The 25,239-nt window shown below is 38.4% G+C and carries 22 protein-coding genes and 1 riboswitch; of the genes, 17 read left to right on the top strand and 5 right to left on the bottom strand.

What is annotated here, in order from left to right; translation table 11 throughout:
• Position 1: 1 nt before the first annotated feature.
• The gene (locus HMPREF2732_RS08385; RefSeq protein ID WP_005695639.1) at positions 2-265 is read right to left on the bottom strand and encodes a GrxA family glutaredoxin; all 264 of its coding nucleotides are present in this window, start codon (positions 263-265) and stop codon (positions 2-4) included.
• 130 nt (positions 266-395) lie between these two features.
• Here HMPREF2732_RS08385 and HMPREF2732_RS08380 point away from each other — a divergent pair, with 130 nt between their 5' ends.
• Positions 396-1,295 carry an ATP-grasp domain-containing protein gene (locus HMPREF2732_RS08380; protein ID WP_070592442.1) on the top strand — a complete coding sequence of 300 codons (900 nt, stop codon included), beginning with the start codon at positions 396-398 and terminating at the stop codon, positions 1,293-1,295.
• A 38-nt stretch (positions 1,296-1,333) separates the two neighbouring features.
• Here HMPREF2732_RS08380 and HMPREF2732_RS08375 read toward each other — a convergent pair whose 3' ends face one another.
• The gene (locus tag HMPREF2732_RS08375) at positions 1,334-1,936 is read right to left on the bottom strand and encodes a chalcone isomerase family protein (protein WP_049374051.1); all 603 of its coding nucleotides are present in this window, start codon (positions 1,934-1,936) and stop codon (positions 1,334-1,336) included.
• Between the two features lie 111 nt (positions 1,937-2,047).
• On the bottom strand, positions 2,048-3,442 hold the full coding sequence (gene fumC / locus HMPREF2732_RS08370) for a class II fumarate hydratase (RefSeq protein ID WP_049366126.1): 1,395 nt from the start codon (positions 3,440-3,442) through the stop codon (positions 2,048-2,050).
• Between the two features lie 238 nt (positions 3,443-3,680).
• On the opposite strand from fumC, the gene HMPREF2732_RS08365 reads away from it, so the two are divergent.
• The 7 genes from HMPREF2732_RS08365 to HMPREF2732_RS08335 all read left to right on the top strand — a co-directional run bounded on the left by HMPREF2732_RS08365 (position 3,681) and on the right by HMPREF2732_RS08335 (position 12,573).
• Positions 3,681-4,112, top strand: coding sequence for a DNA polymerase III subunit chi (locus tag HMPREF2732_RS08365; protein WP_049355404.1), 432 nt, complete (start codon positions 3,681-3,683; stop codon positions 4,110-4,112).
• 31 nt (positions 4,113-4,143) lie between these two features.
• On the top strand, positions 4,144-4,725 hold the full coding sequence (locus HMPREF2732_RS08360) for a hypothetical protein (protein ID WP_070592440.1): 582 nt from the start codon (positions 4,144-4,146) through the stop codon (positions 4,723-4,725).
• A gap of 76 nt (positions 4,726-4,801) precedes the next feature.
• Positions 4,802-5,119, top strand: a complete 318-nt coding sequence (gene yqfB / locus HMPREF2732_RS08355) for a N(4)-acetylcytidine aminohydrolase (protein ID WP_070592437.1) — start codon at positions 4,802-4,804, stop codon at positions 5,117-5,119.
• On the top strand, positions 5,116-5,586 hold the full coding sequence (locus tag HMPREF2732_RS08350) for a hypothetical protein (protein ID WP_070592434.1): 471 nt from the start codon (positions 5,116-5,118) through the stop codon (positions 5,584-5,586). The genes yqfB and HMPREF2732_RS08350 overlap by 4 nt, the downstream gene beginning before the upstream one ends.
• Positions 5,587-5,608: 22 nt before the next feature.
• On the top strand, positions 5,609-8,473 hold the full coding sequence (valS, locus tag HMPREF2732_RS08345; RefSeq protein WP_070592432.1) for a valine--tRNA ligase: 2,865 nt from the start codon (positions 5,609-5,611) through the stop codon (positions 8,471-8,473).
• A 66-nt stretch (positions 8,474-8,539) separates the two neighbouring features.
• The gene (locus tag HMPREF2732_RS08340) at positions 8,540-10,276 is read left to right on the top strand and encodes an MrcB family domain-containing protein (protein WP_070592430.1); all 1,737 of its coding nucleotides are present in this window, start codon (positions 8,540-8,542) and stop codon (positions 10,274-10,276) included.
• A 5-nt stretch (positions 10,277-10,281) separates the two neighbouring features.
• Positions 10,282-12,573: a DUF2357 domain-containing protein gene (locus tag HMPREF2732_RS08335; RefSeq protein WP_070592427.1), complete on the top strand. Its 2,292-nt coding sequence runs from the start codon at positions 10,282-10,284 to the stop codon at positions 12,571-12,573.
• A 139-nt stretch (positions 12,574-12,712) separates the two neighbouring features.
• On the opposite strand, the gene HMPREF2732_RS08330 is transcribed toward HMPREF2732_RS08335, so the two are convergent.
• Positions 12,713-15,790 (bottom strand): D-2-hydroxyglutarate dehydrogenase YdiJ, encoded by a 3,078-nt coding sequence (locus tag HMPREF2732_RS08330; protein WP_070592425.1) that lies wholly within the window; start codon positions 15,788-15,790, stop codon positions 12,713-12,715.
• Positions 15,791-16,190: 400 nt separating this feature from the next.
• Here HMPREF2732_RS08330 and ompA point away from each other — a divergent pair, with 400 nt between their 5' ends.
• The 9 genes from ompA (at position 16,191) to bioB (ending at position 24,195) form a co-directional block, all read left to right on the top strand.
• Entirely contained in the window at positions 16,191-17,264 is a 1,074-nt protein-coding gene (gene ompA, locus HMPREF2732_RS08325; protein ID WP_070592422.1) for a porin OmpA, read from the top strand.
• A 102-nt stretch (positions 17,265-17,366) separates the two neighbouring features.
• The gene (locus tag HMPREF2732_RS08320) at positions 17,367-17,948 is read left to right on the top strand and encodes a LemA family protein (RefSeq protein ID WP_014065677.1); all 582 of its coding nucleotides are present in this window, start codon (positions 17,367-17,369) and stop codon (positions 17,946-17,948) included.
• A 9-nt stretch (positions 17,949-17,957) separates the two neighbouring features.
• On the top strand, positions 17,958-18,407 hold the full coding sequence (locus tag HMPREF2732_RS08315; RefSeq protein ID WP_005699374.1) for a TPM domain-containing protein: 450 nt from the start codon (positions 17,958-17,960) through the stop codon (positions 18,405-18,407).
• Positions 18,400-19,200, top strand: coding sequence for a TPM domain-containing protein (locus HMPREF2732_RS08310; protein ID WP_070592419.1), 801 nt, complete (start codon positions 18,400-18,402; stop codon positions 19,198-19,200). The genes HMPREF2732_RS08315 and HMPREF2732_RS08310 overlap by 8 nt, the downstream gene beginning before the upstream one ends.
• Before the next feature lie 75 nt (positions 19,201-19,275).
• Complete coding sequence (grxD, locus tag HMPREF2732_RS08305) at positions 19,276-19,602, top strand: Grx4 family monothiol glutaredoxin (RefSeq protein WP_005699458.1); 327 nt, start codon at positions 19,276-19,278, stop codon at positions 19,600-19,602.
• Positions 19,603-19,746: 144 nt separating this feature from the next.
• A riboswitch (TPP riboswitch) is annotated at positions 19,747-19,839 on the top strand.
• Positions 19,840-19,874: 35 nt separating this feature from the next.
• Positions 19,875-20,873 (top strand): thiamine ABC transporter substrate binding subunit, encoded by a 999-nt coding sequence (gene thiB / locus HMPREF2732_RS08300; RefSeq protein ID WP_070592416.1) that lies wholly within the window; start codon positions 19,875-19,877, stop codon positions 20,871-20,873.
• Between the two features lie 5 nt (positions 20,874-20,878).
• The gene (thiP, locus tag HMPREF2732_RS08295) at positions 20,879-22,483 is read left to right on the top strand and encodes a thiamine/thiamine pyrophosphate ABC transporter permease ThiP (protein ID WP_070592414.1); all 1,605 of its coding nucleotides are present in this window, start codon (positions 20,879-20,881) and stop codon (positions 22,481-22,483) included.
• Positions 22,476-23,105: a thiamine ABC transporter ATP-binding protein gene (gene thiQ / locus HMPREF2732_RS08290; protein WP_049366773.1), complete on the top strand. Its 630-nt coding sequence runs from the start codon at positions 22,476-22,478 to the stop codon at positions 23,103-23,105. Before thiP ends, thiQ begins: the two co-directional genes overlap by 8 nt.
• 73 nt (positions 23,106-23,178) lie before the next feature.
• Complete coding sequence (gene bioB, locus HMPREF2732_RS08285) at positions 23,179-24,195, top strand: biotin synthase BioB (RefSeq protein WP_070592412.1); 1,017 nt, start codon at positions 23,179-23,181, stop codon at positions 24,193-24,195.
• 45 nt (positions 24,196-24,240) lie between these two features.
• Here the strand turns inward: bioB and suhB are convergent, their stop codons facing one another.
• Entirely contained in the window at positions 24,241-25,041 is an 801-nt protein-coding gene (gene suhB / locus HMPREF2732_RS08280) for an inositol-1-monophosphatase (protein ID WP_049355386.1), read from the bottom strand.
• Between the last annotated feature and the right edge of the window lie 198 nt (positions 25,042-25,239).

Below are 25,239 nucleotides of genomic sequence, written 5' to 3'. Positions count from 1 at the left end.
ATTAAGCAACAACGTTAAATTGTTCTTTCATTAATGCTTCGAAATCAGTGCAACCGCCAATTGGTTTTTCATCGATAAAGATTTGTGGCACAGTTTCCACTTCTTTACCGACAGATTTTGATAAATCTGCTTTAGAAATGCCTTCAGCGATAATATCTACATAGCGATAATCGAAATCCGCTACTTCACCTTTTAATTTTTCAGCAAGGTTTTTTGCACGTACACAATAAGGGCAGCCAGGACGACCAAAAATAACTACGAACATAAAATTTTCCTTTTATTTAAACAAAACTCCTAATGATTTTACTCTATTTCCACAAAAGCAGAAATCATTTTTCAGGATTATTGTGATTGGTGTAATATATCAACTCTTCTTTTCCTAAGGGTATAACTGAATGAAATTATTGATGCTTTGCCGCGAGCCTCGCCTTTATAGCTGCCAGCGTTTAAAAGAAGCAGCGGAAAGTTGCGGGCATCAAATGGATATTTTGGATCCTAATCGTTGTATTTTAAAACTCGACAATAATCAACCGCACTTTTCTTTATATTATCAACAAAATGCAGAAAGTGAACCCTATTTATTGTCTGATTATGATGCTGTGTTGCCTCGCTTTGGGACGACAAGTACCCAAATGGGTTGTGCGGTATTGCGTCATTTACAAGGAAAGGGTGTCTATTGCCTCAATAAAGAACAGGCATTTTTAGCTGCTCGCGATAAATGGCGAAGTTTGCAGATGTTATTGGAGCAAGGTATTGCTGTTCCAACTTCAGTCTTATCGGGTTGTGAGGTTGAGCCGAAACAAGCGATTAAGCAAACAACTGCTCCAATGATTATTAAAACCTTAAAAGGCTCACAGGGTATTGGCGTGATTTTAGCCGAACGTCCACAAAGTGCGGTCAGTATTTTAGAAACGTTAAAAGATGCGAATGTGCCTGTCTTGTTACAAGATTTTGTCGAAGAGGCAAAAGGGACAGATATTCGCTGTTTTGTGATCGGTGATAAAGTCGTCGCTACAATGCAGCGTATTGGACAGGATGGCGAGTTTCGTGCAAATTTTCATCGTGGTGGCACTGCAGAAAAAGTTAAACTCACTGAAGAGGAAAAATCCATCGCCATTCGTGCAACTAAAGCCTTAGGGCTTGCGGTAGCCGGTGTTGATTTGATTCGTTCAAAAGAAGGGTTATTGGTGCTTGAAGTAAATGCTAGCCCGGGGTTAGAAATGATTGAGAAGACCAGTGGCATTGATATTGCATTGCAGATGATCTTGTTTTTAGAACAGCAAGTGAAACAATAAAAGAAAAGGGCGAACTATATCATGTTCGCCCTTGTTGTTTATCCTTTTGCGTCTTGTTTAAAATCGTAATTTGGTGGTAATTCCGGCATCGTATTTTCTTCATCAAAAGGCTCGCTTGCCGGTTGATGTTGAAATTCTTTGCTATCGTGAGCCGGTTTTTCTTTACCTAATAATTGCGGTTGTAATTTGATAAAACTACTTTTATCTGAAAGCCACACATCAATAAACGCTTGTGTAAATTTTTGATCGAATTCGTGATCTAACACGGTGTCATTTAACACAAAATAGCCTTTATCCGCTAAGGCAACAAAATTTAAGATGTCGCTTGGTGAAAAATCAGGAAAGATTTCCTGCATTTTTTTCAGCCATGCGGTGGTGTCATCTTTACTTAAGTTTTGGGCTTCCATTTCTTTAGTTAAAGCAATGGCGAAATTTTTCCCTTCAACTGGTTTCTCATATTTAATCGAAAACATTAACGGACGTTCATTCTTTTCATATGACCCCGTTTCAGAATATAAGCCGACAGTATAAACATGGAATGGCCCCCATGTGTATTCAGCGTTGCCAACTGGTTGCCATTGGGCAAAAAGTGCGGTGGAAAATAAGGCTGAAATGGCAGCAATAATAAATTTCAGTTTCATAGTTTTTTTCATATCAAAAATATTGCCGTGATTATAACAAAAAAGCCCTCTAAAAAAACACAAATAAAAAGGCAGGAATACCTGCCTTTGACATCAAATTATTAGGGGAGTTTATTTTAAGCTACCCACCATATCTTCTGGACGAACCCATTTGTCGAAATCTTCGGCTGAAACTAAGCCTAAGTTAATCGCTTCTTCACGTAAGGTTGTACCGTTTTTGTGTGCTGTTTTCGCAATTTTCGCTGCATTTTCGTAACCAATGTGTGTATTAAGTGCGGTTACTAACATCAATGAATTTTCCAATTGTTGTTTAATGCGTGGGTAGTTTGGTTGAATACCGGTTGCGCAGTGTTCATCAAATGATACGCAAGCATCACCCAATAATTGTGCAGATTGTAAGAAATTCGCCACCATGACAGGGTTAAATACGTTTAATTGGAAGTGACCTTGTGAGCCAACGAAAGAGATAGTGGTATCGTTACCGAATACTTGTGCACATACCATGGTTAATGCTTCACATTGAGTTGGGTTCACTTTACCCGGCATGATTGAAGAACCTGGTTCATTTTCAGGAATTAAGATTTCACCGATACCAGAACGAGGGCCTGATGCTAATAAACGAATGTCGTTTGCAATTTTGAATAAGCTCATCGCTAATTGTTTAATTGCACCGTGAGTTTCCACAATCGCATCGTGTGCGGCTAACGCTTCAAATTTGTTTTCTGCAGTCACAAATGGTAAACCAGTGAATTTTGCAATGTAATCTGCTACTTTCACATCATAGCCTTTTGGTGTGTTCAAACCAGTACCTACAGCTGTACCACCAAGTGCTAATTGACTTAAGTGTGGAAGGGTATTTCTTAGTGCACGTAGACCAAAATCTAATTGTGCGGCGTATGCAGAGAATTCTTGGCCTAATGTTAATGGGGTTGCGTCCATTAAGTGAGTACGGCCAATTTTTACCACATCTTTAAATTCTGCTGATTTTTTAGCGAAAGTTTTTTGTAAACGTTCTACACAAGGAATAGTGTGTTCAACTACTTTTTTGTATGCCGCAATGTGCATTGCAGTTGGGAAAGTATCATTTGAAGATTGGGATTTGTTCACATCATCATTTGGATGGATGAATGATTTTTCACCTAATTTACCACCATGTAAAACGTGAGCACGGTTAGCCACCACTTCGTTCACGTTCATGTTTGATTGTGTACCTGAACCGGTTTGCCAAATGACTAATGGGAATTGGTCGTCTAATTTTCCTGCCAGGATTTCATCACAGGCGGTTGCGATTAAATCACGTTTCTCAGCAGGTAATACACCTAAATCACAGTTTGCGAAAGCAGCGGCTTTTTTCAAATAACCGAAAGCTTCAATAATTTCGTGCGGCATAGAGGCTGCCGGACCAATTTTGAAGTTGTTACGGGAACGTTCGGTTTGTGCTGCCCAGTATTTATCTGCAGGAACTTGAACTTCGCCCATAGTGTCTTTTTCAATACGAAATGCCATGTGATACTCCTATCATCAAAAATAAAAACAAATCTTGAAAATTCTAACACCTACGAGTTATGAATGGAATGTAACATAAAGGTAAAAAGTCACTTTTGTGATGTAGATCATAAAAGTGCGGTAAAAAATTTCCGTGTTTTTTCTATTTGCGTTAATCACCTTGTTGATGATTTATTTTTTAGTGCTTTTTTGATAAAATCCGCCGGTTTACAAAACGATAAATGGAGAAGTCGCAATCATGGCAAAAAACGCACAATTTTATCTCTTAAATCCAGAAAAGAAGATAACAGTTGAGCAACTTGCCTGTGATCTTGCCGCTCAAGCGTGGCGTTTAGGCAAGCGAGTGTTAATCGCTTGTGAAACAGAAGAGCAAGCATTTTTAATTGATGAAGCATTATGGCAACGGGATCCAAATGAGTTTGTTCCTCATAATCTTTCTGGCGAAGCAACACAATATGCACCGCCAATTGAGATTAGTTGGAAAGGCAAACGCAATGCCCAACGTCGAGATTTGCTGATCAATTTGCAAATGGAAGTGCCGGATTTTAGCCACAGCTTTACACAATTAATTGATTTTGTACCAGTAGAAGAAACGCAAAAAGCTCAAGCGCGTGAACGTTATAAAATTCTTCGCTCGCAGGGTTGGACGCTTTCTACTGAAAACACTTAATATTTTTAACTTTAAAACCTAGGAAATTAACATGAATTTAAACGCTAAAGTGGCTTTAAGCCTTATTCTCGGCGCAAGCACCTTATTATCTGCTTGTGACAATAAAGAAAACACATCAACCCAAGTTGAGAAAGCGGTAAGAATACCTGCATCAACAGAAAAAGCAGAAAGTACGGTTGAAAAATCAAAAGAATTGGTGGCTGAAACTAAATCAGCCGAAAAAGTCGCTGAGAAAACAGAAACCACAGAAGTTAAAGCTGAGGCTAACAAAGCAGATGTAAAATCAGACGCAGTGAAAGCCGAAGTTAAAAAAGAGGCGAAAGCGGATGATGTGGCAGAAAAAGTATCAGAGAAAAAAGAAACCGTTTTAGCACAACAAGCTGCAACGGCTCAGAAAGCACGCGTAATTCCTGCTGACAAAGCATCGAAAGAAAGTGCTAAATATAAACAGAAAAAAGCGGTATTGAATGTGCTAGAAAAACAATATAAACAAGTTCGTTGTTCTGCTGACGCGAAAAATTTAAGTAGTGATAGTTTCTGCCGTCAAGAAGAACGCCGTTTATTCTTAGAAATTCAACGTATTAAAGATGAATTAAGAGGGATTGAGGAATAATCTCATCCTTAGTAATATGAGGGCGTGATTAATTCGCCCTCAAAATAAAAAAATAGATTTTTTGTGACCGCACTTTATGAACGATATTACCTTTTATCAACGTTTCGAAGCCGATATTCTCGCCGGGCGTAAAACCATCACCATTCGAGATAAATCCGAAAGCCATTTTAAAACGGGCGATATTTTGCGTGTAGGGCGCTTTGAAGATAATCAATATTTCTGCACGATTGAAGTGTTAAGCGTGTCGCCGATTACCCTTGATGAACTGACTGAACAGCATGCCAAGCAGGAAAATATGGGATTGGAAGAATTGAAAGAGGTGATTCGGGGGATTTATCCGAGTGAGGCAGGGTTTTATTTAATTGAATTTAAATTATTGAAGGAAATGTTATGAATAAGCCATCATGGTTGTCTTGGATTAATTTTCTTATTCTATCATTTTTGCTTTGCACTTATTTAGGTTTTATAGTTCCTAAAAATTTAGTTGATAATATACGTAGCAAATTAGGAATAGAGGTTATTACCCCAATTCAAGCATTAGAAAAAAGAGTTACAGAACTCCAAAAAACAGTTGAGACTAGTAATGTTTTTTGGGGAAACGAGTATCATAACTTAATTACTAAAGAAGAGTTCAATAAGTACCAACATCTGTCAAAAAGTAATGTCGATTGGATTGTAACCTCAATAAAAAACTTACAGGGAATAGAGAATTTAAGTAATCAAGTTAATTATTGGAAAAATGAGATTAGTAATATAAAAGCTAGACATTGTTACGATCAAGAATGTCAACACAAAAAAGATTTTGAATTGCAGGCAGCTAGAGAAAGCCTTTTAAAAGTACAACTACAATTATCTAAATAATCATTAATTAGAGAAAATATAAATGACACAAAAATTCGAAATGGCAGACCGTTTTAATCCGTCTGCGGTAGAACAAGCCCTTTATCAACATTGGGAAGAGAGTGGTTATTTTAAACCGTCTGAAAATGAAAATGCGCCAAGCTATTGCATTGCGATTCCACCGCCGAACGTAACAGGCTCCCTACACATGGGGCACGCTTTCCAACAAACTTTAATGGATACTTTAATCCGTTTTAACCGTATGGAAGGGCATAACACCTTATGGCAAGCGGGGACAGACCACGCGGGTATCGCAACTCAGATGGTGGTGGAGCGCAAAATTGCGGCTGAAGAAGGCAAAACTCGCCACGATTATGGTCGTGAAGCATTCATCAACAAAATTTGGGATTGGAAAGCCTATTCAGGCGGCACAATTAGCCAACAAATGCGCCGTTTAGGAAACTCTATCGACTGGGAACGTGAGCGCTTCACGATGGACGATGGTTTATCCAATGCGGTAAAAGAAGTGTTTGTTCGTTTGCACGAAGAAGGTTTGATTTACCGTGGCAAACGCTTAGTAAACTGGGATCCAAAACTTCACACCGCGATTTCCGATTTAGAAGTGGAAAACAAAGAGAGCAAAGGTTCGCTTTGGCATTTCCGTTATCCGTTAGCCAACGGTGCGAAAACGGCAGATGGTAAAGATTATTTAGTGGTGGCAACTACACGTCCAGAAACCATGTTGGGCGATACGGCGGTTGCAGTGCATCCTGAAGATGAGCGTTACCAATCTTTAATCGGTAAAACAGTGGTTCTGCCATTGGCAAACCGTGAAATTCCGATTATTGCGGATGAATACGTGGATCGTGAATTTGGTACCGGTGTGGTGAAAATCACCCCTGCGCACGACTTTAACGACTACGAAGTGGGTAAACGTCACAGCTTACCTATGGTTAACGTGTTAACTTTAAATGCGGATATTCGTGATGAAGCGGAAATTATCGGCACAGACGGCAAACCACTTGCTGGCTATGAAGCAACTATTCCAGCTGATTACCGTGGCTTAGAGCGTTTCGCTGCACGTAAGAAAATCGTGGCAGATTTTGAAGCGCTTGGTTTATTAGACGAAATCAAACCACACGATCTCAAAGTGCCTTATGGCGACCGTGGTGGTGTGCCAATTGAGCCGATGTTAACCGACCAATGGTATGTGAGCGTGAAACCGCTTGCCGATGTGGCGATTAAAGCGGTGGAAGATGGTGAAATCCAATTCGTACCGAAACAATACGAAAACCTTTACTTCTCTTGGATGCGTGATATTCAAGATTGGTGTATCTCTCGCCAACTTTGGTGGGGACACCGCATTCCTGCGTGGTATGACGCGGAAGGCAACGTGTATGTTGCACGCAACGAAGAAGAAGTGCGGTCAAAATATAACTTAGATTCTGCGGTTGAACTCAAGCAAGATGAAGACGTGTTAGACACGTGGTTCTCATCAGGCTTATGGACATTCTCAACTTTAGGTTGGCCAGAGCAAACCAAAGAGCTCAAAATGTTCCACCCAACGGATGTGTTGATTACCGGCTTCGACATCATCTTCTTCTGGGTTGCGCGTATGATTATGTTTACGATGCACTTCGTAAAAGATGAAAACGGCAAACCACAAGTGCCATTCAAAACGGTATACGTAACGGGCTTAATCCGTGATGAACAAGGTCAAAAAATGTCGAAATCGAAAGGTAACGTACTTGACCCAATCGATATGATTGACGGTATTAGCCTTGAAGATTTACTTGAAAAACGCACTGGCAACATGATGCAGCCGCAATTAGCAGAGAAAATTGCTAAAGCAACGCGCAAAGAATTTGCTGAAGGTATTGCGGCTCACGGTACAGACGCATTGCGTTTCACATTAGCAGCATTGGCTTCAAACGGCCGTGATATCAACTGGGATATGAAACGTTTAGAGGGCTACCGTAATTTCTGTAACAAATTATGGAATGCAAGCCGTTTCGTTCTTACGAATGAAAAATTAGATTTAAGCGAAGGCGAGATCGAATTCTCATTAGCGGATCGTTGGATTCAATCAGAATTCAACCGTACAGTAGAAACTTTCCGTAATTCATTAAGCCAATATCGTTTTGACCTTTGTGCCAATGCGATTTATGAGTTTACTTGGAACCAATTCTGTGACTGGTATTTAGAATTGACTAAACCGGTATTTGCCAACGGCAATGCAGCACAAATCCGTGCGGCAAGCCAAACTTTGGTTCATGTGTTAGAAAAATTATTACGTTTAGCACACCCGCTCATTCCATTTATTACCGAAGAAATTTGGCAAAAAGTGAAAGGATTTGTGGGTATTACAGCTGACAGCATTATGTTACAACCATTCCCGAAAGTGGAAGAGAACGGCTTTGATCCAGAAGCAGAAGCTGAAATTGAGTGGTTAAAAGAAGTGATCGTTGCGGTACGTAACATCCGTGCAGAAAGCAACATCGCACCAAGTAAAGGCTTAGATCTGTTATTCCGTAATTTAAGTGCAGAAAATGCAAAAATTCTCGAAAAACAGACCGCTCTTTTAAAAGCCATGGCAAAATTAGACAACGTTCAAGTGTTAGCGACAAACGAAACCGCACCGCTTGCGGTAGCGAAACTCGTTGGCAATGCTGAATTGCTTGTGCCAATGGCTGGCTTTATCAATAAAGAAGCAGAGCTTGCCCGTTTAACCAAAGAGATTGAAAAATATCAAAACGAAGTTAAACGTATCGAGAATAAACTGAGTAATGAAGCTTTCGTGGCTAAAGCACCAGAAGCGGTGATTGCAAAAGAACGCGAAAAACAAGCCGAATACCAATCTGGATTAGAAAAAATCCAAGAGCAGTATAAAGCGATTGAAGCGTTGTAGTTTTTGATTGTAAGGACGGTCAGCTCTTTTAGAGCTGACCGTTTTTTATAAATAAAGGATTAAAAAATGTCATTAAGAGAAGGGTTGCTAAAAGTTCTAAATAATTATTTAGATATCAAAAAACAGCCGTTTAAAAAAGAAAATTATGAGCCAATATTTTATGCTTTAATTGCTGATATAAAAAATAATTTCTCAGGAAAAAATTATTCAATTAAATCTCATCCTGGTCAAGGTGGATGGGCTTCTGTTCCATGGATTGAGATATCTAAGAGAAAAGATGTATATGTTACTTATTTATTTAAAGCAGATTGTTCAGGTGTATATCTATCCTTGCAACAAAAAGCTGATGGTATGTCAAAAAGTAAATTAATAGAAACAACATCAAAATTAAGAAATAGTATAAAAAATATTTCAAATTATAATGAGTTTACATTTGATGAAATTGATCTTGGAAAAGGTGTATCTGGTAGTGCTGTAAAATATAACTACTCTAACATAATTTCAAAATATTATTCAAAAGAAATGCTTCCATCTAATGATGTTATTAAAAGTGAATTATATCAATTGCTTGATATTTATGATGAATGGCAATTAAATGGTGATTTTAATGATACTAGCGACTCAAAAGTAGACAGAGAAATGAATATAATAAGGTTATCTAAACCCTTCCTCATCCTAGCCGGCATTTCTGGTACAGGTAAAACACGTTTCGTTCGCCAACAAGCAGAGCGAACAGGGCTGGATAATTACTGTTTAGTTTCTGTTCGTCCTGATTGGCATGAGCCTTCTGATTTATTAGGTTATATTTCTCATCTAGGAAGTCAGCCAAAATACATTACCACTGATGTGTTACGTTTTATTGTACAGGCCTGGAAACATATTTCAGATAGTGGCTTTGACCTAAAAACCGGTAAAGTAACTGAGGAGCAATTAAATGAGATTCAACCTTATTGGCTTTGTTTAGATGAAATGAACTTGGCGCCAGTGGAGCAATATTTTTCGGATTATCTTTCCATACTAGAAACTCGTCAATGGAATGGAAAAGTATATCAATGCGATCCTTTATTAAAAGCAAGTGCACTTGAGAATATTCAACCAACTGATTTAGGAGTAAGTGAGGGAGATATATTGTGGGAGCATTTTAAAGAAAATGGAATTTCAATCCCATTTAATCTTATTGTGGCAGGCACAGTAAATATGGATGAAACTACTCACGGATTCTCTCGGAAAGTTTTAGATCGAGCATTAAGCTTCGACTTTAATGAGTTTTATCCAAATGACTTTAATGCTTATTTCTCGTCTAACACTCAAAATAAGACATTTACCTATCCTATTTATTCCGATGCGAGCTTATCTCTTAATTTGGATTCACCTTTTGTTAAAGAAAGCTGTGAATTTTTATCAGAAGTAAATAGTGTATTAAAGAATTCTCCTTTTGAATTAGCTTATCGCGCATTAAATGAATTATTACTTTCTGTAAAATGTATCAATCCAAAAAATGAGATTGATCTACAATCCGTTTGGGATGATTTCTTAATGATGAAGGTATTGCCTCGTATAGAAGGTGACTCAGAAAAATTAGATTTTGATGGTGAAGAATCATTATTAACAAACTTAGAAGCGATAATGAGGGAACAATTATCAGCTATTTGGGACGGTGAAAAACGTATTGAAAAACGTATTGATTTATTCCGAGAAACGAATGAAGGATATGTTATTAATATTGAATGTCGTAGCAAGGCGAAGATTAGTTGGATGCAAACTAAATTAGAGAAGTTTGGGTTTACACATTTCTGGAAATAAGGGTAATGGATTGTATTTTTAATCAACAAATAGATGAAGCATTTGAGCTTTCTATTTATGTGAAAGATAGTGAAAAGAATACTACGCGCTATCAACAAACCTTAAAAAAACGTAGAGCAGAAACTGCTTCTATCCATTATCAAACTGAAAAATTTGAAATTTCAGGTGATTTGCAAAAATCTTATGAAATTCAACCGCTCTTTTTTGAAAATACTCAATACCATTTTGAAATTCAATTCCGTGATCCTATTTGTTATGCGGTATTGCGTCATAAACTTGTGCTAATTAATGATAGTTTTCGCTTTTCTCAAGTTGCTAACATGCTTGTTGGAGTGATTAATACAGGGAATGATATTGGGCAATTAAGTTTACCTATTTATTATGAAGATAAAGTAGGGAAAGGTTATTCCATCACGCTTTCTTTTATGGTATTGCCAACAAAGATTGATCTTCAGCAAGATATTGAACCTATTAATGAAGCTATTGATGGCACCTTTCCTCTTTGGCGATTTAATCTTACGGCTAAAACAGAGCAGGGAATTGGAAAAACAAATGAGAAAGGTTATTTCCCACTATTTTGGCTTGCACACTTTCAGCAATTACAACAACAATTCACTCAAGCTTTAAAAATTATTAAAAATTCACCGCATAACCGTTTACAGACCTATTCTTTACATCAAAAAGCGGAACGTTTAAAAGGTAAGTTGTCTGCAAAGCAAACTCATCGAATTAAAAATGATTTAGCTAGCGGGTTACATCATAAAAAATATGCGGTTGAACAAAAGAAATTAAGTGTTAATACGCCAGAGAATCGCTTTATTAAACAAGTGATTATCGAAACAGATAATAAGCTTACTCAAATCAATCAAACATTAGCTAAATCAAGTAAAAATCAATTTTCCAAAGCATTTTTTGATACACTGAATAATTGGCAAAAACCATTAAAACAATTCCAAGCTCTATCTTTTTTTAATGAGATTGGGACTTTTAAAGGATTGGAAAAAATTTCTCTAGTACTGCAACAGAAACCAGGTTATTCCACAGTTTTTCATATTTGGCAAGAGTTACGTTTTTATTTGCAGGCGCTTTCACACCAAAGTTTCATTGCCCATAAATCCCTTTCGGAATTGTATGAAGTGTGGTGCTTTTTAGCTATTCGCCGATTGTTAGTTGAAGAACTTGGTTTTGAAGAGATTAGTTCTCAGAAAGCAAAATTGATGCTTTCTGACCAACTTGATTTTACGATGAAAGATGGAATGTATGGAGCATTTCATTTTGAGAGACCAGATGGTTTGAAAATTAAACTTGCACATGAACCAATCTTTCATCAAAAAACAGAAATTAGGTCCTATTTGAATACCCAAAAACCAGATATTTTATTAGAAGTACTTTTCCCCAATAAACAACGTTTTATTTGGTTATTTGATGCAAAATACCGTTTAAATTCCGATAATGGTGAAGATGATTTAGTACCAGATGATGCAATAAATCAAATGCATCGTTATCGTGACGCATTAGTTTGGGCTAAACAGGATGAAGGTAAAAGTCGTCCAGTGTTTGGTGCTTACGCACTCTATCCCGGTTTTTTTGATCAAGCTAATATGAAGAATCCGTATCAAGCCGGAATTGATGAAGTCGGTATTGGCGCATTTGCATTATTGCCTAGCCAGCAAAATCAAGGTGCAATTTGGTTACGGAATTTTTTTAAAGCACAGTTAGGAAATTATTTACTTTCTTCACCACTTATTAAGGAAGAGCATTTATTTGTGCAAGAACAAAGCCGAATTCCTTATACAGGAATGAAGCAACAACTTTATACCGACTTAACGATGTTAGTTTCTCTTGGTCATGCACAAGAGGGCGAAAATGTACGTTCAATAGAATACTTTGCACGTTTTAAAAATGGCACAGCAAAATACTACCATTTACCACAAGACACTTTTGAGATGAAATATAAAGGCTTGCAGCACATTGTTAATGAAATCGCTTTTTTAGGATTAGCTGAGCAAGATGAACAAGGTAATAAAATAATTAACAAAGTATGGCAAGTGAAGAGGGTTTCAATTGTTAAGCGTAATACATTGACTGAAGAGCAGGCGGGATATATATCTGATTCTGAACGTCTAGATTATCTTTTTGAATTAGGTATAGCATTGAATTTACCTAATCCAATTAGAAATGTACCGTTAGATGGATTTAGAAAGTCAATGAAGTTAACAACTTTAGCACAAATTAATAATGTAGCAGAGTTTAATTCTATTGAACCGGTATATACTGAGTTTTACCTAAATCAATGATGGAAAAATACACTTTTAGCTTATTTTGCTCATATTTATTTCTAATTTCATCTTTAAAGTAAAGTAAGAAAGCGGTCAGATTTAAAATCTGGCCGCTTTTTTATTTTCTACAATATTGTTATAAGTCGAAAAATCTACTTTAGTTATTTAACACTTCAAGCAATGCTTGAACAGGGTGTTTCAAGATAGCTTTTTCATATCGCTTCACTTGGCTTCGGCAAGAATAGCCAGTTGCGAGACAATAATTCGGATCTTTACCTTGTAATTTTTTGCCCCATGATACGTCGTAAATCTCTTTTGACATGGTTTGATTTTGAACTTCATGACCAAATACGCCCGCCATACCACAGCAACCGACTTTTTCGACCTTTAAGGTTTGTCCAAATTGCGCGAAAATATGCTGCCATTCTTTTGGGCTGTTTGGCATAAAGGTGGATTCAGTACAATGAGGGAATAAATGCCACTCAGAAGTGCGGTCAGATTTTGCAATATTTTTCACCGCACTTTGTAATGCGTTACTTTCTAATTGATTGGTCAGCCATTCGTGCGCTGTGAGCACATGGAAGTCACCGCGAGAATCCCCTAAGGCCTCTTTATATTCATCTCGATAAGAAAGCACAATCGCTGGATCTACACCGACCAAAGGCACATTTAATTTAGCAACGCGATTTAAAAACTCCGCTTGTGTTTTTGCTGTTTTACTAAAGCGAGTTAAAAAACCTTTAATATGCATGGCTTTGCCATTCGGTTTAAAAGGCAGAATGATTGGCTCAACACCTAGTTTTTGTGTGAGAGCGACAAAATCACGGACCACTTTAGCATCATAATAAGAGGTATAAGGATCTTGTACGATAAAGAGCATATTGGCTTTTTCTGTTGCACTGAGACCTTCCAATTCTTCTAATTTTTTGCCTTGGTAGCCGATTTCGACTAATTGTTGTTGAAGGTTAGGCTCAGAAAGGAGAGGTAAGTCAGTCATACCCAATGTTTTTTCAACCAGGCTTTGTGTGATTTTTAGCTTGGTGAAATAATTGAATAATGCCGGTTGTTTCGCCATATAAGGTGCGGCAACTTCTAAATTCGCCACAATATGATCTTTGGCTGGACGCAAATAACGGCTGTGGTAAAAATGGAAAAATTTTGCACGGAAACTTGGTACATCAATTTTAATTGGGCACTGGCTTGCACAGGCTTTACAAGCCAGACAAGTATCCATTGCTGCCTTCACTTCATTTGAGAAGTCATATTCGCCGCGCCATTTCTGTACGCTATTGCGGAAACGTTCCACAAGTGCGGTCAGTTTCACTTGTGTTTTATGAAAATCTAATTGCTCAGGTGATACGTTTTCATTGGCCATTAATCGCAACCACTCACGCACCATCGCAGCTCGTCCTTTGGGCGAGAATACGCGATTTTTACTCACTTTCATGGAAGGGCACATAATGCTGTGCTCATCAAAATTAAAGCAAAGTCCATTGCCGTTACAGTTCATCGCGCCTTTGAATTCATCTCGCATTTGAATCGGGATTTGGCGATCATTGTCCGCACGCATCGGCGAGAGAATTGAATAGAGCTCCGCATCGCTATTAAGTGGCGTACAGATTTTACCTGGATTGAGACGATTGTTTGGGTCAAATAAGAACTTCACATAACGCAATTCTTGCCAAAGTTCGGGAGTGAAGAATTTTTCTCCATAATGAGAACGTACGCCTTTACCGTGTTCACCCCATAGCAAACCGCCGTATTTCACGGTGAGTTCTGCCACTTCATCTGAAATTTGTTTAAAGAGTTTGACTTGTTCTTTATCGCATAGGTCTAAAGCAGGGCGAACGTGCAATACGCCAGCATCCACATGGCCAAACATCCCATATTGCAGATTGTGGCTATCTAATAAGGCTCTAAACTCTGCAATGTAATCGGCAAGATGTTCTGGTGGCACACAGGTATCTTCCACAAAAGGAATCGGTTTGGCAGCGCCTTTCGCATTCCCCAATAGCCCCACCGCTTTTTTACGCATGGCGTAAATACGTTCAATAGAAGGCAAGTCAGAACAAAGTTGATAGCCGATAATATGATCTTTGCCTTGTGCAATTTTTTCATCTAATTGCTGACAAAGTGCGGTCACTTGGCTGTCGATTTTGGCTTGATTGTTGCCCGCATATTCCACAATGTTTAAACCCAGAATTGGATTTTGTTCTTCTTCTGTTAAAAGTTCTTTTACCGAATGCCAAATAATATCTTGCTTAGCTAGGTTCAGCACTTTGGAATCGACGGTTTCAACGGAAAGAGCATTAGCTTTCACCATAAAAGGCGCATTGCGAAGGGCAGCATCAAATGAGCTGTACTTCACATTAATTAAGGTACGATATTTCGGAATCGGCAATAAATTGAGTTTGGCTTCGCAGATAAACGCAAGTGAACCTTCTGACCCCGTTAAAATTCGGGTGAGATTAAATTCACTTTCATCTTTATTAAAGACATTCTTAAGATCGTAACCGGTGAGAAAGCGATTGAGTTGTGGTAAATCTTGAATGATTGAGGCGCGTTTCTCTTTGCAACGTTGGAAAATCGTTTGATGTAACGCTTTACCATTTTCTGAAAGCGGGTAGTTTTCTAAAACATCGTTAGATTTGACCGCACTTGTATCTAATATTTCACCGTTCATTAAAACAGAACGTAATGCTAAAACATGATCAGAGGTTTTGCCGTATTGTAATGAACCTTGACCAGAAGCATCGGTATTAATCATGCCACCGAGGGTTGCTCGATTACTGGTGGAGAGCTCTGGTGCAAAGAATAATCCGTGTGGTTTTAGAAAATGGTTGAGTTGGTCTTTTACGACGCCTGCCTGAACGCGAACCCAGCGTTCTTCTATATTAAGCTCTAAAATGCTCGTCATGTGGCGAGAGAGATCGACAATAATGTTGTTATTTATAGATTGTCCATTGGTACCCGTGCCGCCACCGCGAGGTGTAAAGGTTAGATGAAGGTATTTCTCTTTATTGGCTAATTTGGTGATACGTACTACATCGGCAACAGATTTAGGGAATAAAATAGCCTGAGGAAGCTGCTGATAGACGCTGTTATCTGTCGCAAGACTTAAACGGTCAGCATAATTTGAGGCAATATCACCTTCAAAATGCTGCTTTTGGAGTTCGCTAAGATAATCACTTACCATGTTATTAAGTTGTGGCACATTAGAAAGACGGGGCAACATAAAATCACTCACCTATATAATAGAGAAGAAAGTGAATTTGATGATATATGAAGCTCAAAAAAAAGTCGATTTCAACAAAAGATATTTTTTGTTAGAATAGAAATAGGGTTAAAAAGTAACCCGATTTTTGTGAACAAATGTTCATTTTAGGGGTTGTTTGTCTATAAAATAACCAAAAAGGGCAAAAAAAGTTTGATCTTTGGTGTTTTTATAGGATAATAACCATACTTTTGAACGTTCCTTTGGCTATGGCAAAGGAATTGAATTTGTCAAAAGGATAAGTTAGGGCAAATTCAAAACCCTAGTTAAGCAACGTTTAGAGTGTTTCTTTTTTATAAAGTTCACAATAAACAAGGAAACTTTTCTTATTAATAACGATGACTAAATAGAGGACATCAAAATGAAAAAAACTGCAATCGCATTAGTCGTTGCTGGTTTAGCAGCAGCTTCTGTAGCTCAAGCAGCTCCACAAGAAAATACTTTCTATGCAGGTGCTAAAGTTGGTCAAGCATCTTTCCATGATGGTATTAAAGACAACTTAGGTTCTTATCACCGTAACTCTGTTACTTATGGTGTATTCGGTGGTTACCAAATCTTAAACCGTGATAACTTAGGTTTAGCGGTAGAGTTAGGTTACGATGACTTCGGTCGTGTTAAAGGTCGTAGTTTAGGTCAAACTTACTTCAAACACACTAACCACGGTGCTCACTTAAGCTTTAAAGGTAGTTACAATCTTGGTGGTTTAACTTCTGCTTTAGATGGCTTAGATGTTTATGGTCGTGCTGGCGTAGCATTAGTTCGTTCAGACTACAAATTCTATGATGTAACAAACGGTGGTGCTCGTATCCACGATGCTGGTCGTCATAGTTTACGTACTTCTGGTATGTTCGCAGCAGGTGTTGAATATGCATTACCATCATTACCAGAGTTAGCATTACGTTTAGAATATCAATGGTTAACTCGCGTGGGTAAATTCCGTACTCAAGATGCACCTAACAGCTCTATAGACTACAACCCATGGATCGGTTCTATCAACGCTGGTTTATCTTACCGTTTCGGTCAAGGTGCTGCTCCAGTTGTTGCACCTGAAGTTGTAAGCAAAACTTTCAACTTAAGCTCTGATGTAACTTTCGCGTTTGGTAAAGCTAACTTAAAACCACAAGCTAAAGCAACTTTAGACGGTATCTACGGTGAAATCGCTCAAGTTAACAACGCTAACGTAGCTGTTGCTGGTTATACAGACCGTATCGGTAAAGATGCACCAAACTTAAAATTATCACAACGTCGTGCAGACTCTGTAGCTAACTACTTAGTAGCTAAAGGTGTTCCAGCTCAAAACATTTCTGCAGTTGGTCACGGTAAAGCTAACCCAGTTACAGGTTCTACTTGTGACGCGGTTAAAGGTCGTAAAGCGCTTATCGCTTGTTTAGCACCAGACCGTCGTGTTGAAATCGCAGTTAACGGTACTAAATAATTTTATTTAGTTATCCATTAACGGATTAACATTAGAAGACCTAAACTTCGGTTTAGGTCTTTTCTTATATAAATTAAACCTATAAATTGAAGGAATTTTTGAATGAAAAAGTGGATTATCTTGATTATTATCGCCGTTGCTGCAGGTTTTGGCTTAATGTCTAGCTACAATGGCTTAGTAAAAGCAGAAACTGAAATTGATTCTGTTTGGGCAAATGTTGAATCATCTTATCAACGTCGTGCTGATTTAATTCCAAACTTAGTGAATACAGTAAAAGGTCAAGCTAATTTTGAACAACAAACATTAACCAATGTAATCGAAGCTCGCGCAAAAGCGACACAAACTAAAATTGATCCGTCTAATTTAACGGAAGAACAATTAAACGAATTCCAACAAAACCAAAATCAGGTAGGTTCAGCATTATCTCGCTTACTTGTTACTGTAGAACAATACCCACAATTAAAAGCGAATGAAGGCTTTATGAACTTACAAGCGCAACTTGAAGGTACAGAAAACCGTATCAATGTCGCTCGTAATAAATTTAATGAAGCAGCGCGTATTTATAATGAAAAAGTACGTCAATTCCCAACTAAATTAGCTGCAATGATTTTTGGTTTTAAAGCTAAACCTTACTTTAAATCAGCTACTGGCGCTGAAAACGCACCAACTGTAAACTTTAACTAAGGTTTATCTATGCCATTCTTTTCCAGAATTCCGGTAGATAAAAAGCAAATCGAGGCGGCGATTAGTCGCCTCGAAAGCTTAAGTTCGGCTGAGTTACGTGTTTATATTGAACGCAAAGTACCAAAAGCTTCAGCACAATTGTCACCAATGGAACGTGCTTTAGAAGTGTTTGATGAACTGGAAATGCATAAAACAGCAGCACAAAATGCTGTGTTGATTTATGTGGGATATAAAAATCATCTTTGCGCAATCGTAGGTGATAAAGGCATTCATCAATTTGTTGATGTGGCTTATTGGCAGTTACAATGCGATTTAATGATTGAGCAGTTTAAACAAAAAGCTTATACACAAGGCATTGTGGATGCGATTGATCGTATCAGTGATATTTTATCTCGCCATTTCCCTATTCAGCCTGATGACGTGAATGAATTATCTAATGAGGTAATTATTAATGGCTAAGCTTTTATCTTTTATGAAAAGTGCGGTTATTTTTAGCCTTGTTTTTTTTGCTCAAATGGTTGCTGCAGCAGAATTTCCGCCAGTTCCAAATCCTTTTCATTACATTAACGATTACACCAACACACTTTCTGCAGAGCATAAGCAAATTTTAGAAAATAAACTGATTGCTTATAGCAAAGAAACGAGTTCACAAATCGCTGTCGTTTTGGTTCCTACAACCGGTGAATATGAAATTGCTGATTATACCTTTGTTTTAGGTGATAAATGGGGCATTGGACGAAAAAATCTGAACAATGGCGTATTGATGCTGATAGCGAAGGATGATCGCAAAGTCTTTATCGCAACAGGTCAAGGTTTAGAAGGTGTATTGCCAGATGCTTTTTTATCGCAAGTCATCCGTTCGGCAATTTTGCCACAATTTAAGCAAGGTCAATATGCACAAGGAATTAATGATGGCTTAAACCAAATTATTGCGGCAAGTAAAGGCGAGTTTGATGCAGCACAAGTTGAAGAAGATGCGTTCGATAAGTACATCCCATTCTTAATGGTATTGGCGTTTATTGCTATTGTTCTATTTGGTGAATTCCAATATCACAAAGATGAAGTCTATATTAGCCCGAATCAACGCGACCAACTGAATAAAATCATTCGTCAAAGTACGATTTCTCGTCGCCGTGGTGGTGGTTCCGGTTTCGGTGGCGGATTTGGCGGTGGCTTCGGCGGAGGCGGTTCTTCCGGTGGTGGCTTTGGTGGCGGTGGCTTCGGTGGCGGTGGAGCAGGTGGAAGTTGGTAAGACCAAGTCTTTCACTCAGATTCTATCTTATGCTAGAATAGCGCCCTATTCAGACTTATTTGAACAAGGAACATTATGGAAACGTTAGACAAAATCAAAAAACAAATCGCTGAAAACCCAATTTTAATTTACATGAAAGGTTCACCAAAATTACCTTCCTGTGGTTTCTCTGCGCGTGCATCTGAAGCATTAATGAATTGCAAAGTACCTTTCGGCTATGTTGATATTCTTCAACACCCAGATATTCGTGCTGAATTACCGGCTTATGCAAACTGGCCAACTTTCCCACAATTATGGGTAGAAGGTGAGTTAATTGGTGGTTGTGATATTATTTTAGAAATGTATCAAGCTGGCGAACTTCAAACTTTATTAAGCGAAGTAGCGGCTAAACACCAAGCTTAATTGACGATATCTTATCAAGATAAACCTGCTTTTTAGCAGGTTTTCTTTTGCTCAAAAAATGGTAAACCAGATATAAAAGTGTGATCGGATTAACATTTTTAAATGAAATAACTTGTTGATTAAATTTCCTTAAGATAGACTACGTCGTGTTAGTCGGGGTGCCTATATTAATGGCTGAGAAATACCCGTGAACCTGAAACAGATAATGCTGGCGTAGGAAACTAATCATCTCATTATGCTGTTTCGTTATGCAAAAATAAGGAGAACGCATAATGAACAAAACGCTTCCCATTTTAACCGCACTTTTTACCGCTTCCGCTTTTGTACAAGCCGCACCTCAAACATTAGATGTTTATACTTATGATTCATTTAGTGCTGATTGGAGTGCCGGACCAAAAGTTAAAGCGGCTTTTGAACAACAATTCCCGCAATGTAAGCTGAATTATGTGGCTTTTGACAATAATGGCACCTTGTTTAACCGTGTTCGTCTAGAAGGTAAAAAAATTAAGGCGGATGTGGTGCTCGGTTTGGATAGTTATCAAATTGAGGATGCACAAAAACTCAATATTTTTGAGCCAAATAAAGTGGATTTAAGCCAGTTACGTTTACCCATTAAATGGGAAAATCACACGTTCTTACCATTTGATTATGCGCAATATGCGTTTATTTATGATAAAAATAAACTGACTAATCCACCAAAGAGCTTAAAAGAATTAGTTGAGCGTCAAGATCTTAAAGTGTTATATCAAGATCCACGCACAAGCAGTATTGGACGTGGTTTATTACTTTGGATGAATGTAGTTTATCCAGAAGCAGATGTCGCAAATGCCTGGAAGACCCTTTCTAAACATACGGTCACGGTCACCAAAGGTTGGACTGAGTCTTATGGGGCCTTCTTAAAAGGCGAAGGTGATCTGGTTTTAAGCGTCAATACTTCACCGATTTACCATATTCTTTCTGAACAAAAAGACAATTATGTGGCAACGGAATTTGCAGAGGGGAGCGTATTACAAGTTGAAGTCGCGGCAAAAGTCGCTAACCGCAATAATGCCTGTGCTGATGAATTTTTAGGATTCTTACTTTCACCGCAAGCTCAAGCGGATATTGCTAAAAATAATGTGATGTTACCCGTGGTAGAGACCAATATCGAAAGTCATATTGATGCGCTTAATTCTCGCGCAAAATCAATGCGTATTTTAGATACCACAACGGTAACAAGTGAGCAGCTGAAAGGCTGGATCAATCAATGGCAAAAAGCCTTATCTAAATAGTATTAATGCGCTTATTGCAACATCCGCATTTTCGTCCTCGCCATTATTTGGGCGGAAGTGCGGTCATTTTTTTCATTGTTTTACTCTATGGTTTTTCCCTTTCTGCGGTTTTTTCAGTAGGAAGTGATTATGCCTTATCTGATTTCTTAAAAGACGATTATTTGCATCAAGTCATCGCCTTTAGCTTCGGGCAGGCATTCTTGTCAGCCTTGCTTTCTAGCATAATTGGTACTTTATTTGCACGCGCTTTTTTCTATTTAGATTTCAAAGGCAAATCGCTCATTTTACGCATTTTTTCCCTCACATTTGTTTTGCCGGCATTACTGGCTATTTTCGGTTTGATTGGGATTTATGGCACTGCCGGTTGGCTAATACAACTGCTGCAAACCTTAGGTATATCGTGGAAACCCTCCATTTATGGTTTAAGTGGCATTCTTATTGCCCATTTATTTTTTAATATTCCTTTAGCGGCACGAATGAGTTTGCAGGCTTTGCAAAGTGTACCGACTGAACAGCATCAACTCGCTGCACAATTGAATATCAAAGGTTTCACATTTTTCCGTTTAATTGAATGGCCTTATTTGAAAAGCCAAATCGTGTCAGCCTTTGTATTGATTTTTATGCTATGTTTCACTAGCTTTACGATTGTATTGGCTCTAGGTGGTGGACCACAAAACAGCACATTAGAAGTCGCGATTTACCAAGCCATTTTCTTTGAATTTGATTTACCCAAAGCCGCACTTTTTGCGCTTGTACAATTTGCGTTTTGTTTTGCGTTATTTTCACTTTCACAATATTGGGCGAAAGCACCTGAAACGCAGATTTCGCAACGTTATCGATGGGTTTTGCCTTCTTCAAGTGCGGTCAAATTTGGACATATTTTTGTCTTATTCTCGGTGTGTTTATTTATTTTAAGTCCCTTATTCAATATTGTTTTCCAAGGTTTGTCTGCAACTCAATTATTTGGCTATTGGCAAAATCCACAATTATGGAAAGCACTTGCTTATTCATTAACCATGGCACCGACCGCAGGGATTTTATCGGTATTATTTGCCTTCTTCCTATTGTTACTTTCCCGTCAGCTACAATGGTTATATCACCCCAAATTAGCGCACTTAATTTTAACAGGGGGAATGATGATTTTAGCCATTCCGACGATTGTCTTAGCAGTCGGCTTATTCCTTTGGTTGCAAGATATTGATTTTTCAGCAGGGCATTTATTTGTAGTGGTATCTGTTTGTAACGCCTTGGCTGCCTTGCCGTTTGTGATCAAAATTCTCAATATACCAATGAATCAATCGATGCAATATTATGAAAAACTCTGTTTATCGCTGAATATTACAGGCTGGCAGCGTTTTCGTTTAATTGAATATCCGTTGCTAAAAGTCCCGTTGAAATATGCCTTGGCGCTCGCGACGACCTTATCACTCGGCGATTTTACAGCGATAGCCTTATTTGGTAGCCCTGATTTTACTTCGTTGCCTCATTTGCTTTATCAACAAATCGGGCAATATCGAAGCCAAGAAGCGGCAGTGACGGCATTGATTTTATTGGGCTTATGTTTAGGTTTATTTATGTTTATTGAAGGGCAGAAGGAACAACATGATTAAATTAAATAATGTGGTCTTCAATTATCAATCCATGCCGATGGTATTTGATTTACATATTCAAGCCCAGGAAAAAATTGCCATCATTGGTGAAAGTGGCGCAGGAAAAAGTACCTTACTGAATTTAATTGCCGGCTTTGAATATGCTGATAGTGGGGAGATTTGGCTCAATGGTAAAAATCATACTAAAACGGCACCTTTTGAACGCCCCGTTTCCATGCTATTTCAGGAAAATAATCTCTTTACTCATCTTTCTGTGGAAGAGAATATTGCCTTAGGTTTAAAACCGAATTTAACCTTAAATGCAGAAGAAAAAGCCCTTGTAGAACAAGCTGCAAGTGCGGTCAATTTACAGGATTTTTTAACGAGAAAACCGACCGCACTTTCAGGTGGACAAAAACAGCGTGTGGCGTTAGCGCGCTGTTTGCTACGAGATAAACCTATTTTATTATTGGATGAGCCTTTTTCAGCCCTCGATCCTAAATTACGCATTGAAATGCAGGATTTAATGGATCAATTATGTGAAGAGAAAAAGCTCACCATGTTATTGGTTACGCATCAACCCAAAGAAATTGAACGGCATATTGATCGAGTGATTGAAATTCATCAAGGAAAAGTGATCTGATCTCTTTTTATCATATTGCAGAGTAATATGCTCAACTTAATAAAAGCTATGTAGCTTAAACGAGGAAAATATAATGACCACAACAAATGTAGTACAGCTTTCATCTATTACACCCCATCCATCAGTAGAGTATTGGTCTGTTTGTAAAGTAGAAGCGTTGTTTGAAACACCTTTTTTAGAATTAGTCTATCGTGCGGCTCAAGTGCATCGAGAGCATTTCAACCCTAGTGCGATACAGTTATCGACGTTGATGTCGATTAAAACGGGTGGCTGTCCAGAGGATTGTGGTTATTGCCCACAATCAGCACGTTATCAAACAGGCGTACAAAATCAGCAGATCTTGGATATTGATGAAATTGTCGAAAAGGCCAAAATTGCGAAAGCACGTGGTGCAGGACGTTTTTGTATGGGCGCAGCATGGCGTGGTCCTAAGCCTAAAGATATGGAAAAAGTGACGGCGATTATTCGTGCGGTAAAAGATATTGGCTTAGAAACTTGCGGGACCTTTGGGTTGCTGCAAGATGGTATGGCGGAAGAGTTAAAAGATGCGGGATTGGATTATTACAACCACAATCTTGATACCGCACCAGAGAATTACCACAATGTCATTGGTACACGCCGTTTTGATGATCGTTTAAGCACATTAGGAAAAGTGCGTCGTGTCGGTTTGAAAGTTTGCTGTGGCGGTATTGTGGGCATGAACGAAACCCGTAAAGAGCGAGCTGGTCTCATTGCAAGTTTGGCAAATCTTGATCCGCAGCCAGAGTCCGTGCCAATTAACCAATTAGTGAAAGTAGAAGGCACACCAATGGCAGATGCAGCTGATTTAGATTGGACAGAGTTTGTTCGCACTATTGCGGTGGCGCGTATTACCATGCCAAAAAGTTATGTTCGCCTTTCTGCAGGTCGTCAAGGTATGAGTGAGGAAATGCAAGCGATGTGCTTTATGGCAGGAGCAAATTCCATTTTCTATGGTGACAAGTTGTTAGTGACAGGCAATCCAGAAGAAGATGGCGATCAGCTGCTCATGGCTAAATTAGATCTTGAGCCGGAAACGGAAGAAAATAGAAAACCACTCGACAGAAATTAGTCATAAAAAAAGTGCGGTGAAATCTACCGCACTTTTTATTGAGTCTTACTTCACTTGTTCAGTTAGGCAAGGCTGAATTTTATTTAGCATTTCTTTTAAAATACGCGCTGGTGCAGCTACAATGTTGCCTGAGCGTAAATAGCCATGACCCGCATTGAAATCACACACTAAACCGCCCGCTTCACGCACGATTAAATCACCCGCTGCGCAATCCCAAGGTTTTAAGCCCATTTCGAAATAACCGTCAACGCGACCTGAAGCCACATAGCAAAGGTCTAATGCGGCAGAACCCGTACGACGGAAATCTGCTGCTTCATCAATTAAGTTATTCATGATAGCAAATTGAGTTGGCATCAAGCTTGGTTGTTTGAATGGGAAACCGGTGGCTAAAATCGCCCCGTTAAGTTCATTTTGACTATCTACACGTAAACGCACTTCATTTAATTTTGCACCTTCACCACGCACAGCAGTGAATAATTCATTACGAATAGGATCATAAACCACACCTACTTCGGTACGGTTTTTTACACGGATAGCAATAGAAACAGAGAAATGTGGCAAACCTTTTACAAAGTTGGTTGTGCCATCTAGTGGATCAATCACCCATTGAATATCACTGTCTTTGCCTTCTAATGCACCACGTTCTTCACTGATAATTGTATGATCAGGATAAGATTTTTGAATGATTTCAATGATTTCAGCTTCAGCGGCTTTATCGACGCTAGTCACATAATCATTAATACCTTTTTTACTTGTTTGGATGTCATCACGGCGCTCATAGTTTTTAGCAATCACGTTGCCCGCTTTTCGTGCCGCACGAATAGCGATATTTAACATTGGATTCATATTTCCACCAGATTTTAAAGAACAGATAAATAGGTCGCCTATTATAAGGGAGTTTTAGTAAATAGCCAGTTGAAAATGTTTAATTCACGGTTTTTCCCGTTTTTTAAAGGAAATTTGCGATCAGTATCGCAAAAATAGAGTAGCTAATTTGGCTTTCTTCTAAAGGAATTTTAAAGTGCGGTCAAAAAAGAAGGCATT

The organism is Haemophilus sp. HMSC061E01 (assembly GCF_001810345.1).
In the GTDB taxonomy this organism is placed as follows: Bacteria; Pseudomonadota; Gammaproteobacteria; order Enterobacterales; family Pasteurellaceae; genus Haemophilus_D.
This window is presented reverse-complemented; position numbering and strand designations above follow the sequence as displayed.

What these genes read in the sequence shown, in the direction of transcription:
- HMPREF2732_RS08385 (WP_005695639.1), bottom strand. Translation starts at nt 265, where the DNA reads ATGTTCGTAGTTATTTTTGGTCGTCCTGGCTGCCCTTATTGTGTACGT.
- HMPREF2732_RS08320 (WP_014065677.1), top strand. Translation starts at nt 17,367, where the DNA reads ATGAAAAAGTGGATTATCTTGATTATTATCGCCGTTGCTGCAGGTTTT.
- HMPREF2732_RS08360 (WP_070592440.1), top strand. Translation starts at nt 4,144, where the DNA reads ATGAATTTAAACGCTAAAGTGGCTTTAAGCCTTATTCTCGGCGCAAGC.
- HMPREF2732_RS08330 (WP_070592425.1), bottom strand. Translation starts at nt 15,790, where the DNA reads ATGTTGCCCCGTCTTTCTAATGTGCCACAACTTAATAACATGGTAAGT.
- HMPREF2732_RS08340 (WP_070592430.1), top strand. Translation starts at nt 8,540, where the DNA reads ATGTCATTAAGAGAAGGGTTGCTAAAAGTTCTAAATAATTATTTAGAT.
- valS (WP_070592432.1), top strand. Translation starts at nt 5,609, where the DNA reads ATGACACAAAAATTCGAAATGGCAGACCGTTTTAATCCGTCTGCGGTA.
- HMPREF2732_RS08315 (WP_005699374.1), top strand. Translation starts at nt 17,958, where the DNA reads ATGCCATTCTTTTCCAGAATTCCGGTAGATAAAAAGCAAATCGAGGCG.
- HMPREF2732_RS08335 (WP_070592427.1), top strand. Translation starts at nt 10,282, where the DNA reads ATGGATTGTATTTTTAATCAACAAATAGATGAAGCATTTGAGCTTTCT.
- HMPREF2732_RS08365 (WP_049355404.1), top strand. Translation starts at nt 3,681, where the DNA reads ATGGCAAAAAACGCACAATTTTATCTCTTAAATCCAGAAAAGAAGATA.
- bioB (WP_070592412.1), top strand. Translation starts at nt 23,179, where the DNA reads ATGACCACAACAAATGTAGTACAGCTTTCATCTATTACACCCCATCCA.
- fumC (WP_049366126.1), bottom strand. Translation starts at nt 3,442, where the DNA reads ATGGCATTTCGTATTGAAAAAGACACTATGGGCGAAGTTCAAGTTCCT.
- HMPREF2732_RS08310 (WP_070592419.1), top strand. Translation starts at nt 18,400, where the DNA reads ATGGCTAAGCTTTTATCTTTTATGAAAAGTGCGGTTATTTTTAGCCTT.
- thiP (WP_070592414.1), top strand. Translation starts at nt 20,879, where the DNA reads ATGCGCTTATTGCAACATCCGCATTTTCGTCCTCGCCATTATTTGGGC.
- HMPREF2732_RS08375 (WP_049374051.1), bottom strand. Translation starts at nt 1,936, where the DNA reads ATGAAACTGAAATTTATTATTGCTGCCATTTCAGCCTTATTTTCCACC.
- suhB (WP_049355386.1), bottom strand. Translation starts at nt 25,041, where the DNA reads ATGAATCCAATGTTAAATATCGCTATTCGTGCGGCACGAAAAGCGGGC.
- HMPREF2732_RS08350 (WP_070592434.1), top strand. Translation starts at nt 5,116, where the DNA reads ATGAATAAGCCATCATGGTTGTCTTGGATTAATTTTCTTATTCTATCA.
- ompA (WP_070592422.1), top strand. Translation starts at nt 16,191, where the DNA reads ATGAAAAAAACTGCAATCGCATTAGTCGTTGCTGGTTTAGCAGCAGCT.
- HMPREF2732_RS08380 (WP_070592442.1), top strand. Translation starts at nt 396, where the DNA reads ATGAAATTATTGATGCTTTGCCGCGAGCCTCGCCTTTATAGCTGCCAG.
- yqfB (WP_070592437.1), top strand. Translation starts at nt 4,802, where the DNA reads ATGAACGATATTACCTTTTATCAACGTTTCGAAGCCGATATTCTCGCC.
- thiQ (WP_049366773.1), top strand. Translation starts at nt 22,476, where the DNA reads ATGATTAAATTAAATAATGTGGTCTTCAATTATCAATCCATGCCGATG.
- grxD (WP_005699458.1), top strand. Translation starts at nt 19,276, where the DNA reads ATGGAAACGTTAGACAAAATCAAAAAACAAATCGCTGAAAACCCAATT.
- thiB (WP_070592416.1), top strand. Translation starts at nt 19,875, where the DNA reads ATGAACAAAACGCTTCCCATTTTAACCGCACTTTTTACCGCTTCCGCT.